Raw genomic sequence first — 16,592 nt, forward strand, 5'->3', positions numbered from 1 at the left:
GCTCTTCCGCGCGGAAGGATGACCATGAAGCAAAGCGGACGCGCAGACCCGAGGATGACGAAACGATGGGCGGCCCTACCTCGCTAACCCAAAAATCGCATCGCAATCGAGATGGCGCTCCAGTTCGGCTGCGATCTCGTCCAGAGCGTTTTCCACGTCCGCCCGATAGTCGACGCCGCCGCCTTTCACGCCGAGGCTTTCCAGGAATCTCGCCCGGAAAGCGTCGGCGGAAAACAGGCCGTGCAGATAGCTGCCAAAAACCTTGCCATCGGCGGAAATGGCACCGTCGTCGATGCCGTTGATCACAGCCGACGGCCGCGCCATGTCCGGCCCGGTGGTGCGGCCGAGATGGATTTCGTAGCCCTCGAGCGCCAAGCCGAACGGCACCGAGCGCGCGCTGACATTGCGCACCGTCTTTTCCGGTTCCATCACCGTCTCGATGTCGAGCAGACCAAGACCTTCCGCCTCGGTGACGCTGCCCTCGATGCCATCGGGATCGCGCACCAGGCGGCCGAGCATCTGGAAACCGCCGCAAATGCCGACGATATGGCCGCCGCGTTTGCGGTGCGCGAGGAGATCGCGATCCCAGCCATTCTCGCGGAATTTCATGAGATCCCCGATCGTCGATTTGGAACCGGGAATGACCACCAGGCCGGCATCCTCCGGCAAGCGCTGCCCTGGCGGCACGAACACCACTTCGACCTGCGGCTCGGCCTTGAGCGGGTCGAGGTCGTCGAAATTGGCGATGCGGCCAAGCATCGGCACGGCGACCTTCAACGCCCGCTTCTCGCCCGATGCCAGGCGTTCGAGCACGACCGAATCCTCCGAAGGCAATCGCGCCGCCGCCTTCAGCCACGGCACGACGCCAAAGCAGCGCCAGCCGGTGAAGCTTTCGATCGACCGGATGCCGTCGTCGAACAGCGAGACATCGCCGCGGAACTTATTGATGAGGTAGCCGACGATCATGCGCCTGTCTTCCTCCGGCAGGATCAGATGCGTGCCGGCGACCGAAGCGATGACGCCACCGCGGTCGATGTCGCCGACCAGGATGACCGGCATGTCGGCGCGCGTGGCAAAGCCCATATTGGCGATGTCGCGGCTGCGCAGGTTGATTTCGGCCGGCGATCCGGCGCCCTCGACGACGACCAGATCGGCGCCCTCACCGACCTTCGTCCAGGACTCCAGCACGGCGTCCATCAGCCCCGCTTTCATTGTCTGGTAGTCGCGCGCTCGCGCCTCGCCGAACACCTTGCCCTGCACGATCACCTGCGAACCGATATCGCTCTGGGGTTTGAGCAGCACCGGATTCATATGCACGGTCGGCTGAACACCACACGCCAGCGCTTGCAGCCATTGCCCACGGCCAATCTCGCCGCCGCCGGGGCGGTCGTCGCCCGGAATGTCGGCGACGGCGGCATTGTTCGACATGTTCTGCGGCTTGAACGGCCTGACTTTCAGCCCGCGATTCCTGGCCGCGCGGCAGAGCCCCGCCACCAGCACCGTCTTGCCGACATCCGAACCCGTGCCTTGCAGCATGATCGCCTTGGCCATGCTCAGCCCCTGCCCTGCGCGCCGGAAACGGTCGACTTCTGCGACAGCGGCCCGCCGCGCCAGATGTAGAGCGCCAGCAACGGTTCGCTGCCGGTGCGCATGGCATGGCTGACATTGGAGGCGTGATGGATAATTTCGCCCGCCTGGCGGATGTGAAAGCCGCCCTCGCCCATGCGCCATTCGGTGCCGCCGGTCAGCGGAATGTAGATCTCCTCGGCAATGTGATGATGGTCGGGATAGGTGATGCCGGGTCCCAGGATCAGCAATCCGGCCGCGACCTCTTCATTGGCGAAATGGCCGCGCGTGCCAAACACCTCCAGCCAGCCGTATTTTTGCAAGAACGCTTCACCAAAATCGCTCGCGTTGTAGGTCTGCCCCCAGCACAGATCGTCACGACGCTCCGCCAGCAGTTGCACCAGAGGCTGCGGGTCCGGCGGCGCCAGTTCGACAATGCGGTCGAGCAGACCAAGGCAAGGCAGCGGATGCGCTTCGAGCACGCGCGCCGTCATATTCCAGCCGATCCGGGTCACGGCGTCCCGCACCAGCGCGTTGTCCACGCCCCGGAGATAGGCATGGAAGCGGTCGAGCAATTCGTCGAAATATGTCGGCACGCAATGCTCCGTTGATCCATTCATGCACAGCGGCTGCGCGGCGAGCCGGGTTGCGCGGCGGCATCATTGGTCTAGATTGAGCGGCGCGCAAAGCCAAAAACAACAGGCCAGCAAGCCAACCCCAAATGGGGAAACACAGGGAGCACGCCATGGACGCCGCGGTCGATGCGAGCACCAGTCAGTTCGAACTCAATGAGGAGCAGCGCGCCATCCAGGAGATGGCACAGGCCTTCGCCGCCGATCGCGTTGCGCCCAATGCGCTCGAATGGGACCGGGCAAGACACTTTCCCGCCGATGTAATCCGCGAGACCGGCCCGCTTGGCCTTGGCGGCATCTATGTCAGGGACGATGTCGGCGGCTCGGCGCTCGGCCGGCTCGACGCCGTGCTGATCTTCGAGGCACTGTCGCACGCCGATCCGGCGTTTTCCTCCTTCATCTCGATCCACAATATGGCGGCGTCGATGATCGACCGCTTCGGCGACGACGAGCAGCGCCAACGCTTCCTGCCGAAGCTGACCTCGATGGAATGGCTGGCGAGCTACTGCCTGACCGAGCCGGGCTCAGGCTCGGATGCCGCGGCGCTGACGACGCGCGCGGTGAAGAGCGGCGACGACTATGTGCTTAACGGCGCCAAGCAGTTCATCTCCGGGGCCGGCGACAGCGACCTCTATGTCGTCATGGCGCGCACCGGCGCCGACGGGCCGAAGGGCATTTCCACCTTCGTCGTGCCGAAGGATGCGCCCGGCCTGTCCTTCGGCGCCAACGAGCACAAGATGGGCTGGCACATGCAGTCGACCCGCCAGGTGATCTTCGAGGACTGCAAGGTGCCGGCTGCAAACCTGCTGTCGGGGGAAGGCGCAGGTTTCGGCATCGCCATGGCCGGCCTTGACGGCGGCCGCCTCAACATCGCTGCCTGTTCGCTCGGCGGCGCGCAATCTGCGCTCGACAAGGCGCTGTCCTATACCGCCGAGCGCAAGGCTTTCGGCTCGAAGATCAACCAGTTCCAGGCGCTGCAGTTCAGGTTGGCCGACATGGAGACCGAATTGCAGGCAGCGCGGATCTTTCTCTACGCCGCCGCCTCGAAACTCGACCGCAAGGCGTCGGATGCCGGCAAATGGTCGGCCATGGCCAAGCGCTTCGTCACCGACATCGGCTTCAACGTCGCCAACGAGGCGCTGCAGCTGCATGGCGGTTATGGCTATCTTCATGATTACGGTATCGAAAAACTGGTGCGCGACCTGCGCGTCCACCAGATCCTCGAAGGCACCAACGAGATCATGCGCGTCATCATCGCGCGGGCGTTGATTGGACGGCAGTAGGCAGTAGGCAAAGGATGACCGGCAAGATCAACTCGTACAAGGATCTTATCGTATGGCAGCAGGCGATGGATCTGGCTGTCAGCACCTACTCATTGACCAAGACATGGCCCAAAGAGGAATTGTATGGGCTGACCAGCCAAATCCGCCGTTCAGCAACCTCTATCCCTGCAAACATCGCGGAAGGCTATGGCCGAGACAACCGAGGCTCCTATCAGCAATTTCTCAGGACAGCCCAAGGCTCGCTGAAGGAGTTCGAGACACACCTCCAAATCGCTCAACGCATTGGCGTTGCCACGCATGGGCAAGCTGAGCACCTGCTTCTGGCGGCCGAGGCCATCGGAAAGATGCTTCGCCAACTTGTTATCAAACTCGCACCCGAATAGGTCGCCCTACTGCCTACTGCCTACTGCCTACTGCCTACTGCCTACTGCCTACTGCCTACTCATCATGGAGCACCGCTATGACCACCATCGCCTTCATTGGTCTCGGAAATATGGGCAATCCGATGGCTGCCAATCTCGTCAAGGCGGGGCACGCGGTGCACGGCTTTGACCTGATGCCGGAAAACCTCACCGTCGCCCGCGAGCATGGCGTCATTGTCATGGCGAATGCCGTGGCGGCGGTGAAGGACGCCGATGTCGTGATCACCATGCTTCCCGCCGGCAAGCACGTGCTCTCGGTCTACGAGGACATCGCACCCAAGGCCAAACCAGGCGCCCTGTTCATTGATTCCTCGACCATCGATGTCGAGTCGGCCCGCAAGGCGCATGCCGTAGCAAGGAAGCAAGGGCTGCATTCGATCGACGCCCCCGTCTCCGGCGGCACCGGCGGTGCTGCTGCGGGAACGCTAACCTTCATGGCCGGCGGCGCCAAGGATGCCTTCGCCAAGGCCGAACCGGTCCTGAAGCCGATGGCAGGCCGCATCGTCCATTGCGGCGACGACGGCGCCGGTCAGGCAGCCAAAATCTGCAACAACATGATGCTCGGCATTTCGATGATCGGCGTCGCAGAGGCCTTCGTGCTGGCCGAAAAGCTCGGCCTCTCGCATCAGGCCCTGTTCGACGTTGCCTCGACCTCGTCGGGCCAGTGCTGGTCGCTGACCACCTACTGCCCGGTGCCGGGTCCCGTGCCGGCCTCACCCGCCAACCGCGACTACAAACCGGGCTTTGCCGCGGCACTCATGCTGAAGGACCTGAAACTGGCGCAGGAAGCCGCCCAAAGCGCCGGCGCGGTGACGCCGATGGGGGCCGAAGCGGCCCAGCTTTATGCGCTGTTCAACGCCCAGGGAAATGGCGGCGACGATTTTTCCGGCATCATAAATTTCCTTCGCGGCAGTTCTCTATAAGTTTCGAAATTTGGCAGCGCTTTTCTCGATTTTTATTGCGCGGAAAAATTGCAAATTTAGATTTGCTTAAGCTCTCGATAACCCGGCGGTAACGATGTGCCTATATAACGGATGGCGAGGCGGACACATCGCATCCGCCCGGCGCTCCGGATCAGGTCTCGCGTACCGGAGCCCGTAAGTTTCGCAAGTGTATTGTTGGCGAAATGCCATGCGTATCTGGCAAAGCCGCGTTCCGATGGAGCGCGGTTTTTTGCGTTTTGCAGTCCTATACTGTTCGGTCTGAATTATATTCCGATTGCAGCGTTCGGAATTGCCTGATGGTCTTCATTGACCAGCACGATCGGTGCGCTGACCCCTTCGACCCTGACGATAAGCAGGCGCACAGTCCGGGCGCCCTGATTGCAAGGCGTCCGGCTGTCGTTCCATCTACTTCTTGCGCAAATCCGCTTGCGCCAGATCCAGCGCTTTGGCGATGCGATCGCAAGCCATGTCGATCGTCGCGCGGGTCCAGATCAGCGGCGGCGACAGGATCATCGTGTCGCCGGTGGCGCGCAGCATCAGGCCTTGCGCGATGGCGTGGTCGCGGACGGTGACGGCGGCACTGCCCGCCGGCAGGAAGCGCTCCTTGGTCGCCTTGTCCTTGACGATCTCGACCGCTCCCATCAGCCCGATCGATCGCACCTCGCCGACCAGTTCGTGGCCGGCAATGCGCTCCTGCAGCGCCTGGGCGAAGTAAGGTCCAGTGTCGTTCCTGACCCTGTCGACTAGGCCTTCTCGCTCCATGATCTCGAGATTCTTCAGCGCCACCGCGCACGCCACCGGGTGACCCGAATAGGTATAGCCGTGGTAGAATTCGCCGCCCTTTTCGACCAGCGTCGCCGCGATACGGTCGCCGACCAGCAGCGCCGACAGCGGCTGATAGCCCGAGGTCAGTGCCTTGGCCGTGGTGATGGTGTCCGGCTCGATGCCGAAGGTCTGCGCCGCAAACCATTCGCCGGTGCGGCCATAGCCGGTGATGACCTCGTCCAGCATCAAAAGCACATCGTATTTGCGGCAGATTCGCTGCACTTCCGGCCAGTAGCTCATCGGCGGTATCTTCACCCCGCCCGCCCCCATCACCGGCTCGCCGATGAAGGCCGCGACCTTGTCGGCGCCGGCCTCCAGAATGGCATCCTCGACCGCCTTGGCGGCGCGCAGGCCGAAATCATGGTCGCTTTCGCCGGGCAGCCCCAACTCATAGGCATAGGGCATCATCACATGGACGATGTTGGGAACCGCCCCGCCGAGTTGCTTGTGCATCAAATCCATGCCGCCGAGCGACGTGCCGGCGACGGTCGAGCCGTGATAGGCCGACTTGCGCGAGATGATGCGGTTCTTCTCCGGTTTGCCTTCCAGCACCCAATAGTGGCGCACGAGCCGCAGCGCCGTGTCGTTGGCCTCCGAGCCGGAGGAGCCGTAGAAAACCTGGCTGATGCCCTTGGGCGCCAGCTCGGCCAGCTTCTTCGACAGCAGCACGGGCGTCGGCGTCGAGCATTTGAAGAAGGAATTATAGTAGGGCAATTCCTTCATCTGCGCGTAAGCGGCGTCGGCCAGCTCGTCGCGGCCATAGCCGACATTGACGCACCACAGCCCGGCCATGCCGTCGAGTATTTCGGTGCCGTCGGCATCGTAGATGAACGGGCCGTTGGCGTGGGTGATGATGCGCGAGCCGGTCTCGCGCAATTCCCTGTGGTCGGTGAAGGGATGCAGATGATGCGCGGCGTCAATCTGCTGAAGCTGCTTCAGCGAATAGTTCTGGTAAGTCATGGGTTTGCTCTTTCCTCTGGAATCAAACCGGCAAGCTGCCGGGGCGACTTCGTCAGAGGACGGCGGGCGGCGAATAGCCGATGCGGGCGCACAGCCTGAGCAGTTCGGCGCGCAGCGTGCGCGGCGACGGTGTCACCGCGACCCCGAAGGCGCCGGATGTGCTCATGTAGACCATGGCGGCAGTCTATGCCGCCCGAGGCCCGGAATTCAAGCGGTGCCGCTCAATACCCTTTGCAGGAACACGTATTTCATGGCGGTTTGCGCCGCTTGCGGCCGGCGGTCGCCGCGCCCGCCATGGCCGCCTTCCGTCTCCTCGAAGAACAACGTCTTGCCGTGACCTGCTTCCTGCAGCTTCGCCGCCATCTTGCGGGCATGGCCGGGATGGACGCGGTCGTCGGCGGTTGATGTCGTGAGCAGCACCGGGGGATAGACGGCATCGGCCGAGACATGATGGTACGGCGAATAGGCGGCGAGCCAGTTGGCCTCTTCCGGTTTTGCCGGATCGCCATATTCGCCGATCCACGAGGCGCCTGGCGGCAGTTCGGTGTAGCGCAGCATGTCGAGCAGCGGCACCTCGATGATGACGGCGCCGAACAGTTCGGGATGCTGCGTCAGGGAAACGCCGGTAAGCAGGCCGCCATTCGAGCCGCCCTGGATGCCGAGGGAAGCAGCCGTGGCTATGCCGCGCCTGACGACGTCCTGCGCCACCGCGGCGAAATCGTCGAAGGCAGTCTGGCGATTGCCCTTCAGCGCGGCCTGATGCCAGGCCGGCCCGAACTCGCCGCCACCGCGGATGCAGGCCTGCACATAGGCGTTGCCCTTTTCCAGCCACAGCCTGCCGCGCACGCCGGCATAGCCGGGCAGCAGCGGTATTTCGAAGCCGCCATAGCCGTAGAGCAGCGTCGGCACCGGACCCTTCTGGTCGCGCCGCCTGACGACGAAATACGGGACCATTGTGCCGTCCTTCGAGCGCGCCTCGAACTGTTCGGAGACCAGCGGCGCGGCGTCGAACCGAGCCGGCTGCGATTTCACGGTGGCCAGCGTCGCCCCGTTATCATCCGACCAGATGATCGAACTCGGCGTCAGGAAATCGGTGAAGGAGAAGGAGACGCTGGAACCGAAATGCTCGGCATGCGCGATGCCGACATTGCCGTTCTCGGGCAGCGCCACCGGCTTCAGCGACCAGCGGTCGCCGCTGCGCTCGGCGACAACGACCTTGCCGCGCACATTGTCCATCAGATTGATGAACAGCCGGTCCTGAGTGCGGGCAATGCCGGCGACCGAAACACGGTGCGCTGGCGCGAGCATGGTTTCAACAGGGCCCAGGTCGCCGGTGTCGATCCAGTGTTCGAAATCGAAGGAATAGAGGCCGTCCGGCAAGCACTCAGTGCCGCCCGGCGCCGTCCATGGGCTGCGCACCCCGAACACCAACCGGCCCTTGAACAGCGCGGTGTCGGTGACATCGTCGGGCAACGGGATGCGGCGGTTTTCGCCCGACGGCAGGCGCAGAAAACTGTGCGAGGAGAAGAAGGCGATCGTGCGGGCCAGAAACAAATACTGCCTGTCGCCATCATGCTCGACCCCCGCGCCGGCCGCGAGATCCTGCTTCTCGGCCTCGAAGATCGGCGTCGCCTCCTCCAACCGGGTACCGCGCTTCCACAGCTTGACGACGCGCGGATAGCCGGACTGGGTCTTGTCGTCTTCATCGAAGGCAGCCGAGACAATGACCGTGTCCTTGTCCAGCCAGGAAAAACCGGATTTCGAGGCCGGAGCGCGGAAGCCGCCCTCGATGAATGATTTGGTCTCGATGTCGAATTCCCGCATCTCGCTGGCATCGCCGCCATCCGGCGACATCGCCACCAGGCAAAGGTTGAAATCGGGGTAAAGGCGGCTGGCGCCGCTGAACACCCACTTCACCCCCTCCTTGGCCGACAGCACGTCGAAGTCGATGATCGTCTCCCACACAGGCTTCTCGGTCTTGTAGGAAGCAACCGTCGTGCGGCGCCAGAGGCCGAGCACGTTGGTCTTGTCCTGCCAGAAATTATAGACTTGGCCGTTGAGCGCGGCACCGACCGCAATGTTGTCCTCGGCCGTCATCAGGTCGAGCGCCGTCTCGAAGGCCGCCTGGTAGGACGGATCGCCCTGTAGTTCGGCCACGGTGATCTGGTTCTGGCGATGCACCCAGTCGAGCGATTCCTTGCTGGTCCGGTCCTCCAGCCAGAGGAACTTGTCCTCCGCGGTGGCATCCGTCTGGCGTTTTGTCATCGATTGGGTCACGCATGGTCTCCAGGCTAGTGGCGGGCAGCCCTGCCTACATCGCGTTGCAAGCGGTTTTATTCAAGATGGTGACGTCAGGTCATCGGGGGAATGCGGCCTCAAACCATCCGCCGGCGCAGGACCGTGGCCACAGCCAGTGCCAGACAAATCGTGCCCAGCGTGATCGGCAGGCCGGAGGCGCCGATCACATCCATGACGCCACCCGCCAGCGGCGGCACCACGATGCCGCCGACGCCCCACATCAGGGAGAAGGCGGCATTGCCGGCGACCAGCGCCGAGCCGGTAAAGCGCTCGCCGAGCTCGATGATCGACATGGTGTAGATGCCATAGGAGACCGCGCCCCAGATAAAGACGCAAGGCCAGATCAACGGCGTCTCGATCAGCAGCGGCAGCAGCACGCAGCCCAGCACCGTCACCACGACGCAGACGAATCGCACCAGCCGCGCCGTCAGCCGTTCCGCCAGCAAGCCGAGCGGCACCTGCATGGCGATATTACCTGCGATCATCACCGACAGCAGCGCCGACATGCGCGCTTCCACGATGCCATAGTGCGTGCCGTAGACCGGCAGCAGCGCCAGCACGCCCTGTTCGAAACCGGCGGCAACGACCACCGCCGACAGCAATAGCCATGCCAGTGGCATGAAGCCCATGACCGAAACCCTGCGCCCGGCTTCGTCGACCTTCGGCAGTCGCGGCAGCACCAGCCCCAGGCAGGCGCCGCAGAAGATGAAGGCGGCGATCCCCACCAGGAATGGCGGCCATCCCACGGTGCCGACAGCGAGCAGGCAGAGCGGCCCGGCAGCGAAGCCGGCCGAGATGATGGTTGAATAGACACCCATGACGCGACCGCGGCGCGATGGCGGCGCCAGTGCAATGACCCAGATTTCGCTCAAGACATAGAGCGGATTGGTCACCACCCCGATCAGGAAGCGCAGCGGAAACCACAGATAGACATTCTGCATCCACCCGATCAGCGCCAGAACGATCGCCGAAAGCGCCGCGCAGGTAAGCGCGGTGCGCCCTGCCCCGAACCGGCGCGCCAGTGCCGGGATCAGCGGCGACGAGACAATGAAGCCGATCGGCGTCATTGCCGCCGAGAGCCCGATGATGGCCGGCGAAACGCCCTGGCGTTGCAGGATGAAGCTCAGCAGCGGATAGGACAGGCCTTGCGCGATGGCGAACACCGAGACGGTCGCGATCACGCCGCTGATCGCCGCCCACTGCATCTTCTCGTTGTCAGCTTCCGCCAGGTTCACCATTGGCACCTAAACCAGGTTCAGGACTAGCTTTTCTGTCCGACGCGGGTAAGCCCCGCCCCGCGAAAAACCGTTTGCTCCAGACAAGGCCTGTCAGGAGCTTTTGGGCCGTCAGGAGTTTTGGCGCTTGAACGATCGGTAGAGCGCGAAGCTCACCAGCAGCGCGTCGAGTCCGGCGATTACCACCGGCAGGCCGAGCGGACCGATGACCTGCATCAGCGCACCGGCGCCGGGCGGGCCGACAATGCCGCCGGCGCCCCACATCAAGGCAAAGGCGGCGTTACCGGCGACCAGCACGGTTCCCTTGAAGCGGCTGCCGAGCTCCACCAGCGCCATGGTGTAGACGCCATAGCCGACCGCTCCCATGACGAGAAGGACGAGCCAGATCGCCGGCGTCGTGATCAGCAACGGCAGCAAAACCGCGCAGGCCGTTGTCGCCAACGCACAGAAGATGATCATCGCCCGCCCGCCGAAACGCTCGGCAAGCAGGCCGAGCGGGATTTGCAGGAAGATGTTTCCCAGCGACAGTGCCATCACCAGGGCCGCCAGCGTCCTTTCGGGCAGGCCATAGGCAGCACCGAAGACCGGCATCAATGCGTAGGTGCCCTGCTGGACCGCCGCCGAAACCAGCACGGCAAACAACAGCGCCGGCGCCAGCCTGGCGAAACCGAAAAAGCCGCCGGGCAATTGGCCGTCATCCTCGAAGCCGGCGAGGCTTGACGAAACAGCACGAAGGATCGCGGCGCACATGATGAAGCCGGCCATGCCGACCAGGAAAGGAACCCAGCCCGATATCCCTACCGCGGTCAGGACCAAAGGCCCCGCAGCATAGCCAGCGCCCAGCACGGTGTTGAATGCCCCCATCACCCTGCCGCGGCGCGACGGCGGCGCCAGCGACAGCGCCCATACTTCGCCCAGTATATAGAGCGGGTTGATGACGATACCGATGATGAAGCGGATGACGAACCAGCCCACCCAGTCCTGCAGGTAGCCGATGCCGAGGAAGCACAGCGCCCCAATCAATGAGCAACCCACAGCCAGGTTGCGCGCGCCGACCAGCCGAACGGCTGCCGGCACGAACGAGGCCGAAAGGATCAGACCAAGCGGCATCATCGCTGCCGACAAGCCGATCAGCGCCGGCGACATGCCTTGCTTCTGCATCAGCAGCGTAAACAGCGGCGAGCTCAGCCCTTGCGCCGCACCGAACATCGCGAGGGCGGCAGTTACGCCGGCAAGCGCCGCCCATTGCGTCCCCGCTTCGCCATCGCTCGAACCGGTCGCAGCCATGATGCCTTCCACATGAATTGCCGGCCCATCCAGCGGCAAACCACTGAGCTAGCGGTTCGATTTAGGGAAAGGAAGGGCCGCGCCTGAAATCCCCTTGCGCCAAGAGCCGAAGTGGGCGCGTCCTGTCCGCCAATCCCCGGCAAGGTTGTCAGCTATCGGACTGCCGTTCGGGCATGTCGCTTCCCTCGTCCTAGTGGTCGCCGCCTCCGCAATCGCCGGACAGCCGCCGGTCCATTATGCCGCCCGCTACCAGCATCGTACGAGGACCATCATGACCGCCGCCCTGCATCCAGCCGAACCGCCTTTGGCAACCGACCGTGCCCGTCGCGGTGGCCGTGCGGGCAAGCGCGCCGGCGGCTCGGCCGCCTTCGAACAGCCGGCTTTTCGGCAACTGAGAAATCCGCTAACGCCGACCAAGCTGGTCTCTGACGACGAGCTGGAATCGATCCACCTCGCCTCGCTGCGCGTCTTGAGGGAAATAGGCGTCGACGTGCTGCATGACGAAGCGCGCCGCATCATGAAGGAAAATGGCGCTGATGTCCGCGAGGGCAGCGAGCGCGTGCGCTTCGACAGCGACATGATCCTCGATCTCATCTCCAACTGCCCGTCGGAATTCACGCTCCATGCCCGCAACCCGGCGCACAATGTGCGCTTCGGCGGCAACAATGTGATCCTGTCGATGATGGCGTCAGCACCGAACTGCTCCGACCTCGATCGCGGCCGCCGTCCGGGCAACCAGCAGGACTACCGCAACTTCCTGCGCCTGGCGCAGATGCACAACATCCTGAACTGCACCGGCGGCTATCCGGTCGAGCCGACCGACATCCATCCGTCCGTGCGCCACCTCGAATGCATCCGCGACCTCGCCACGCTGACGGACAAGGTGTTCCACATCTATTCACTGGGCAAGGAGCGCAATGTCGACGGCATCGAGATCGCCAGGATCGCCCGCGGCATCAGCCATGAGCAGATGCTCGAAGAGCCGTCCGTCTTCACCATCATCAACACCAATTCGCCGCTGAAACTGGATGTGCCGATGATGGAAGGCATCATCCAGATGTCGAGCAAGGGTCAGGTCGTCGTCATCACGCCCTTCACCCTGTCCGGCGCGATGGCGCCGGTGACCATCGCCGGTGCGCTGGTGCAGCAAAATGCCGAGGCGCTGTCCGGCATCGCCTTTGCCCAGATGGTGAGAAAGGGCGCGCCGGTTGGCTATGGCGGCTTCACCTCGAATGTCGACATGAAGTCGGGCTCGCCGGCCTTCGGCACGCCTGAATATATGAAGGCGCAGCTTGTCGGCGGCCAGCTTGCCCGCCGTTACAAGATCCCCTACCGCACCTCCAATACCTGCGCCGCCAACACCGTCGACGCGCAGGCAGCCTATGAAAGTGTGTTCTCGCTGTGGGGCGCCATCCAGGGCGGCGGCAATCTGATGATGCACGGCGCCGGCTGGCTCGAAGGCGGCCTGCGCTGTTCCTACGAGAAGACCATGCTGGACATCGACCTGTTGCAGATGGTGGCCGAGTTCCTCACCCCGCTCGACCTGTCCGACGAAGCGCTCGGCTTCGACGCCATCCAGTCGGTCGGCCCCGGCGGCCATTTCTTCGGCACCCAGCACACGCAGGACCGCTACAAGACAGCCTTCTACTCGCCCATCCTCTCCGACTGGCGCAATTTCGAGACCTGGGCCGAAGCCGGATCGCCGACCGCGCTGGAAAAGGCCAACAAGGTCTGGAAGGAGCGGCTGGCATCCTACGAGGAACCCTATATGGACCCGGCGATTCGCGAAGAGCTCAACGACTTCGTCGAAAAGCGCACGTCCGAAGGCGGCGCGCCGACCGATTTTTGATCAATGTTGTTGATGAACAGTCGCCCCCCACGCCGTCTCGCTTCGCTCGACACCTCTCCCCCGATCGACGGGGGAGAGGAAAGGCGCGAGCCTATGCAAGGGCGCGAATTTATGCGGGCTGACTCCCTTCCTCTCCCTCCGGAGGGGGGAGAGGCGGGGCCGCTAAGGGGCGACGGAGTGGGGGACGGCGCTCATGAAACCCGCAGTCGCCGCAAGATGGGCACCACCCAACGCGCGCGAACGCTGAGGCAAGGCGGCAATCAGGCGGAAGCATTGCTATGGCTTGAATTGAAGGCGCGCAAGCTTGGCGGCTATCGCTTCACCCGCCAGTTTTCCATCGGATCCTTTTTTGCAGACTTCGCCTGCCGCGAAAAATGGCTTGTCGTGGAAATCGACGGCCATCAACACGCCGGCAGCTCCTATGACCGTCGCCGTGACGATTTCATGCGCGCGCAAGGCCATTCGATCCTGCGTCTCTGGAACCATGACGTCCTGAACCATCGCACTTCCGTCTGCGACACCATCCTTGCCGCGCTTGATGGCAGGTTGGCCGAGAACGTCGCTGCGGCCGATCTCCGCTTTGTTTTCACGCCCCGCCCACTCGATTCAATCTCTTAAAAAACGGACCTATCTCTCATGAAATCTCACGTTAAAGCTGTTGTCATTGGCGGCGGCGTCGTTGGCTGCTCGGTGCTCTACCATCTGGCCAAGGCCGGCTGGACCGACATCATGCTGATCGAGCGGTCCGAGCTCACCTCCGGCTCGTCCTGGCACGCAGCCGGCGGCTTCCACACGCTGAACGGCGATCCCAACGTCGCCAAACTGCAGGCCTATACGGTGCAGCTCTACAAGGAGATCGAGGAAATCTCCGGCCAGTCCTGCTCGCTGCATCTGACCGGCGGCGTGATGATGGCCGATACGCCCGAGCGCATGGATTTTCTGCGCCTGGCCCACGCCAAGGGCCGCTATCTCGGCATGGACACCGAACTGATCACGCCCTCCGAAGCCAAGGCGATGTTCCCGCTGATGGACGAGACCAATTTCGTCGGCGCCATGTGGGATCCGGTCGAAGGCCATCTCGATCCCTCCGGCACGACGATCGCCTACTCCAAAGCGGCCAAGAAGCTGGGCGCCGAGATCGTGCTGCGCAACCGCGTCGTCGAACTGACGCAGGAAGTTGACGGCACCTGGAACGTCGTCACCGAACAGGGCACCGTCCACGCCGAGCATGTCGTCAACTGCGGCGGCCTGTGGGCGCGCGAGATCGGCCGCATGGTCGGCGTCGAACTGCCGGTGCTGGCCATGGAGCACATGTACCTGCTCACCGAGCCGATGCCCGAGGTCGAAGAGTTCAACAAATCGACCGGCCGCGAGATGATCGGCGTGCTCGACTTCAAGGGCGAGATCTACACCCGCCAAGAGCGCAACGGCATCCTGCTCGGCACCTATGAAAAAGCCTGCAAACCCTGGTCGCCGGTCAATACGCCGTGGGATTTCGGCCATGAACTGCTGCCGCCGGACCTCGACCGCATCGCGCCGTCGCTGGAGATCGGCTTCAAGCATTTCCCCGGCATCGAGAAAGCCGGCATCAAGCAGATCATCAACGGCCCCTTCACCTTCGCGCTTGACGGAAATCCGCTGGTCGGGCCGGTGCAGGGCCTGACCAATTTCTGGTGCGCCTGCGCCGTCATGGCCGGCTTCAGCCAGGGCGGCGGCGTCGGCCTCGCGCTGTCCAACTGGATGGTGCATGGCGATCCCGGCTTCGACGTCTGGGGCATGGATGTCGCCCGCTTCGGCGAGTGGGCCGGCCTGCGCTACACCAACGCAAAGGTGCGCGAAAACTATTCGCGCCGCTTCTCCATCCGCTTCCCCAATGAAGAGCTGCCGGCTGCGCGCCCTGCACAAACCACCCCGCTCTACGACACGATGCTCGCCAACAACGCCGTCATGGGCGATAGCTGGGGCCTGGAGACCCCGCTGTGGTTCGCGCCGAAGGGCAAGGAGCCGAAGGACGTCGTCTCCTTCCACCGCTCCAACGATTTCGGTCCTATCGGCGAGGAAGTGCGCGCCACACGCGAACGCGTCGGCGTCACCGAAATCGCCAACTTCGCCAAATACGAAGTGTCGGGACCTGCGGCTGAGGATTTCCTCAACCGGCTGATGACCAACCGCATGCCGAAGATCGGCCGCATCGTGCTGACGCCAATGATCAACGAATTCGGCAAGCTGATCGGCGACTTCACCATCGCCAAGGCAGGCGAAGACAGATTTATGATCTGGGGCTCTTCCGCCGCGCAGAAATACCACATGCGCTGGTTCGAGAAACACCTGCCGAAGGATGGTTCGGTGCGCATCCACCGCTTCGATCAGACGCTCGTCGGCCTGTCGATCGCCGGGCCGAAATCGCGCGACCTCTTGCAGAAGCTGGTCGATGTCGACATCTCGACGAAAGCTTTCCGCTTCATGGATTTCCGCGAAATGGCGGTCGGCGGCGCGCCCTGCATGGTCAACCGCATCACCTATACCGGCGATCTCGGCTATGAAATCTGGATGGCGCCGGCCTATGAGCGCCTGGTCTACAAGGCGATCAAGGACGCCGGCGAGGAGTTCGGCCTCGTCGATTTCGGCATGCGCGCTTTGCTCTCCATGCGCCTGGAGAAGAACTTCCCGACCTGGTACCGCGAACTGCGCCCGATCTACGGCCCGTTCGAAGGCGCGATGGACCGCTTCATCAAGCTGGAGAAGAACGACTTCGTCGGCCGCGAAGCCGCCGCCAAGGAACAGGCGGAAGGACCGAAACTGCGCCGTGTCTCCTTCATTGTCGATGCGGCCGACGCCGACGTCATGGGAGACGAGCCGATCTGGGCCAAGGTCGGCAAGGACTATGGCACGGTGGAAAAGCCACATGGCTATGGCGCGCCACGCTTCGACATGGCGGGCAAGGAAGTGCGTGGCTCGAAGGCTGCCGAAGGCGCTTCCGCCGTGCGCGGCATCGTCGACGGCGACTGGCGCGTGGTCGGCTGGGTCACCTCGGGCGGTTACGCGCACTATGTGCAGAAGTCGATGGCGCAGGGCTATGTGCCGGCGGCACTCGCCGAGGACGAAAGTGCCGGACTGTTCGAGATCGAGATCCTCGGCCACCGGCGTCCGGCGCGCATCAATGTCGAGGCGCCCTTCGACCCCAGCGGCGAGAAGATGCGGACCTGAAAAGGCGACAGGGAGCGTGAGATCGTGTAAGGGGCCTTCGGCAGTTGGCCGCAGGCATTTTCCCTCGATGAGAAGACGATCCCC

The 16,592-nt window shown here is 63.4% G+C and carries 13 protein-coding genes; 6 read left to right on the forward strand and 7 right to left on the reverse strand.

Going from position 1 to position 16,592, the window contains the following annotated elements; translation table 11 throughout:
• Positions 1 to 75: 75 nt before the first annotated feature.
• Entirely contained in the window at positions 76 to 1,551 is a 1,476-nt protein-coding gene (locus tag NKI64_RS16710; RefSeq protein ID WP_352668832.1) for a cobyric acid synthase, read from the reverse strand.
• Positions 1,552 to 1,553: 2 nt separating this feature from the next.
• The gene (locus NKI64_RS16715) at positions 1,554 to 2,162 is read right to left on the reverse strand and encodes a dimethylsulfonioproprionate lyase family protein (RefSeq protein ID WP_352459147.1); all 609 of its coding nucleotides are present in this window, start codon (positions 2,160 to 2,162) and stop codon (positions 1,554 to 1,556) included.
• A 149-nt stretch (positions 2,163 to 2,311) separates the two neighbouring features.
• On the opposite strand from NKI64_RS16715, the gene NKI64_RS16720 reads away from it, so the two are divergent.
• The 3 genes from NKI64_RS16720 to mmsB all read left to right on the forward strand — a co-directional run bounded on the left by NKI64_RS16720 (position 2,312) and on the right by mmsB (position 4,826).
• Positions 2,312 to 3,481 carry an isobutyryl-CoA dehydrogenase gene (locus NKI64_RS16720; RefSeq protein ID WP_023725617.1) on the forward strand — a complete coding sequence of 390 codons (1,170 nt, stop codon included), beginning with the start codon at positions 2,312 to 2,314 and terminating at the stop codon, positions 3,479 to 3,481.
• Between the two features lie 14 nt (positions 3,482 to 3,495).
• On the forward strand, positions 3,496 to 3,864 hold the full coding sequence (locus tag NKI64_RS16725; RefSeq protein ID WP_023725616.1) for a four helix bundle protein: 369 nt from the start codon (positions 3,496 to 3,498) through the stop codon (positions 3,862 to 3,864).
• Between the two features lie 77 nt (positions 3,865 to 3,941).
• Entirely contained in the window at positions 3,942 to 4,826 is an 885-nt protein-coding gene (gene mmsB / locus NKI64_RS16730; RefSeq protein WP_023725615.1) for a 3-hydroxyisobutyrate dehydrogenase, read from the forward strand.
• A 426-nt stretch (positions 4,827 to 5,252) separates the two neighbouring features.
• On the opposite strand, the gene NKI64_RS16735 is transcribed toward mmsB, so the two are convergent.
• The 5 genes from NKI64_RS16735 to NKI64_RS16755 all read right to left on the reverse strand — a co-directional run bounded on the left by NKI64_RS16735 (position 5,253) and on the right by NKI64_RS16755 (position 11,452).
• On the reverse strand, positions 5,253 to 6,632 hold the full coding sequence (locus tag NKI64_RS16735) for an aspartate aminotransferase family protein (RefSeq protein ID WP_023696467.1): 1,380 nt from the start codon (positions 6,630 to 6,632) through the stop codon (positions 5,253 to 5,255).
• 52 nt (positions 6,633 to 6,684) lie between these two features.
• The gene (locus tag NKI64_RS16740) at positions 6,685 to 6,807 is read right to left on the reverse strand and encodes a hypothetical protein (protein WP_023670422.1); all 123 of its coding nucleotides are present in this window, start codon (positions 6,805 to 6,807) and stop codon (positions 6,685 to 6,687) included.
• Between the two features lie 32 nt (positions 6,808 to 6,839).
• Positions 6,840 to 8,897, reverse strand: a complete 2,058-nt coding sequence (locus NKI64_RS16745; protein WP_502901383.1) for a prolyl oligopeptidase family serine peptidase — start codon at positions 8,895 to 8,897, stop codon at positions 6,840 to 6,842.
• A 110-nt stretch (positions 8,898 to 9,007) separates the two neighbouring features.
• Positions 9,008 to 10,168, reverse strand: coding sequence for an MFS transporter (locus tag NKI64_RS16750; RefSeq protein ID WP_502901381.1), 1,161 nt, complete (start codon positions 10,166 to 10,168; stop codon positions 9,008 to 9,010).
• A gap of 108 nt (positions 10,169 to 10,276) precedes the next feature.
• On the reverse strand, positions 10,277 to 11,452 hold the full coding sequence (locus NKI64_RS16755) for an MFS transporter (protein WP_352668839.1): 1,176 nt from the start codon (positions 11,450 to 11,452) through the stop codon (positions 10,277 to 10,279).
• A gap of 271 nt (positions 11,453 to 11,723) precedes the next feature.
• Between NKI64_RS16755 and NKI64_RS16760 the strand changes: the two genes are divergently transcribed.
• The 3 genes from NKI64_RS16760 (at position 11,724) to NKI64_RS16770 (ending at position 16,508) form a co-directional block, all read left to right on the forward strand.
• The gene (locus NKI64_RS16760; protein WP_352668841.1) at positions 11,724 to 13,301 is read left to right on the forward strand and encodes a trimethylamine methyltransferase family protein; all 1,578 of its coding nucleotides are present in this window, start codon (positions 11,724 to 11,726) and stop codon (positions 13,299 to 13,301) included.
• Between the two features lie 93 nt (positions 13,302 to 13,394).
• A complete protein-coding gene (locus tag NKI64_RS16765; RefSeq protein ID WP_502901382.1) occupies positions 13,395 to 13,919 on the forward strand; it encodes an endonuclease domain-containing protein in 525 nt (174 codons plus the stop codon).
• Positions 13,920 to 13,937: 18 nt separating this feature from the next.
• The gene (locus tag NKI64_RS16770) at positions 13,938 to 16,508 is read left to right on the forward strand and encodes a GcvT family protein (protein WP_352668843.1); all 2,571 of its coding nucleotides are present in this window, start codon (positions 13,938 to 13,940) and stop codon (positions 16,506 to 16,508) included.
• Positions 16,509 to 16,592 lie beyond the last annotated feature (84 nt).

Source organism: Mesorhizobium sp. M0478 (assembly GCF_040321305.1).
Classification (GTDB): Bacteria; Pseudomonadota; Alphaproteobacteria; order Rhizobiales; family Rhizobiaceae; genus Mesorhizobium.

Bases quoted from the DNA above. Each gene is read 5' to 3' on its own strand.
- NKI64_RS16710 (WP_352668832.1), bottom strand. From the start codon at position 1,551: ATGGCCAAGGCGATCATGCTGCAAGGCACGGGTTCGGATGTCGGCAAG.
- NKI64_RS16720 (WP_023725617.1), top strand. From the start codon at position 2,312: ATGGACGCCGCGGTCGATGCGAGCACCAGTCAGTTCGAACTCAATGAG.
- NKI64_RS16725 (WP_023725616.1), top strand. From the start codon at position 3,496: ATGACCGGCAAGATCAACTCGTACAAGGATCTTATCGTATGGCAGCAG.
- mmsB (WP_023725615.1), top strand. From the start codon at position 3,942: ATGACCACCATCGCCTTCATTGGTCTCGGAAATATGGGCAATCCGATG.
- NKI64_RS16735 (WP_023696467.1), bottom strand. From the start codon at position 6,632: ATGACTTACCAGAACTATTCGCTGAAGCAGCTTCAGCAGATTGACGCC.
- NKI64_RS16740 (WP_023670422.1), bottom strand. From the start codon at position 6,807: ATGGTCTACATGAGCACATCCGGCGCCTTCGGGGTCGCGGTGACACCG.
- NKI64_RS16745 (WP_502901383.1), bottom strand. From the start codon at position 8,897: ATGACAAAACGCCAGACGGATGCCACCGCGGAGGACAAGTTCCTCTGG.
- NKI64_RS16750 (WP_502901381.1), bottom strand. From the start codon at position 10,168: ATGGTGAACCTGGCGGAAGCTGACAACGAGAAGATGCAGTGGGCGGCG.
- NKI64_RS16755 (WP_352668839.1), bottom strand. From the start codon at position 11,452: ATGGCTGCGACCGGTTCGAGCGATGGCGAAGCGGGGACGCAATGGGCG.
- NKI64_RS16760 (WP_352668841.1), top strand. From the start codon at position 11,724: ATGACCGCCGCCCTGCATCCAGCCGAACCGCCTTTGGCAACCGACCGT.
- NKI64_RS16765 (WP_502901382.1), top strand. From the start codon at position 13,395: ATGCAAGGGCGCGAATTTATGCGGGCTGACTCCCTTCCTCTCCCTCCG.
- NKI64_RS16770 (WP_352668843.1), top strand. From the start codon at position 13,938: ATGAAATCTCACGTTAAAGCTGTTGTCATTGGCGGCGGCGTCGTTGGC.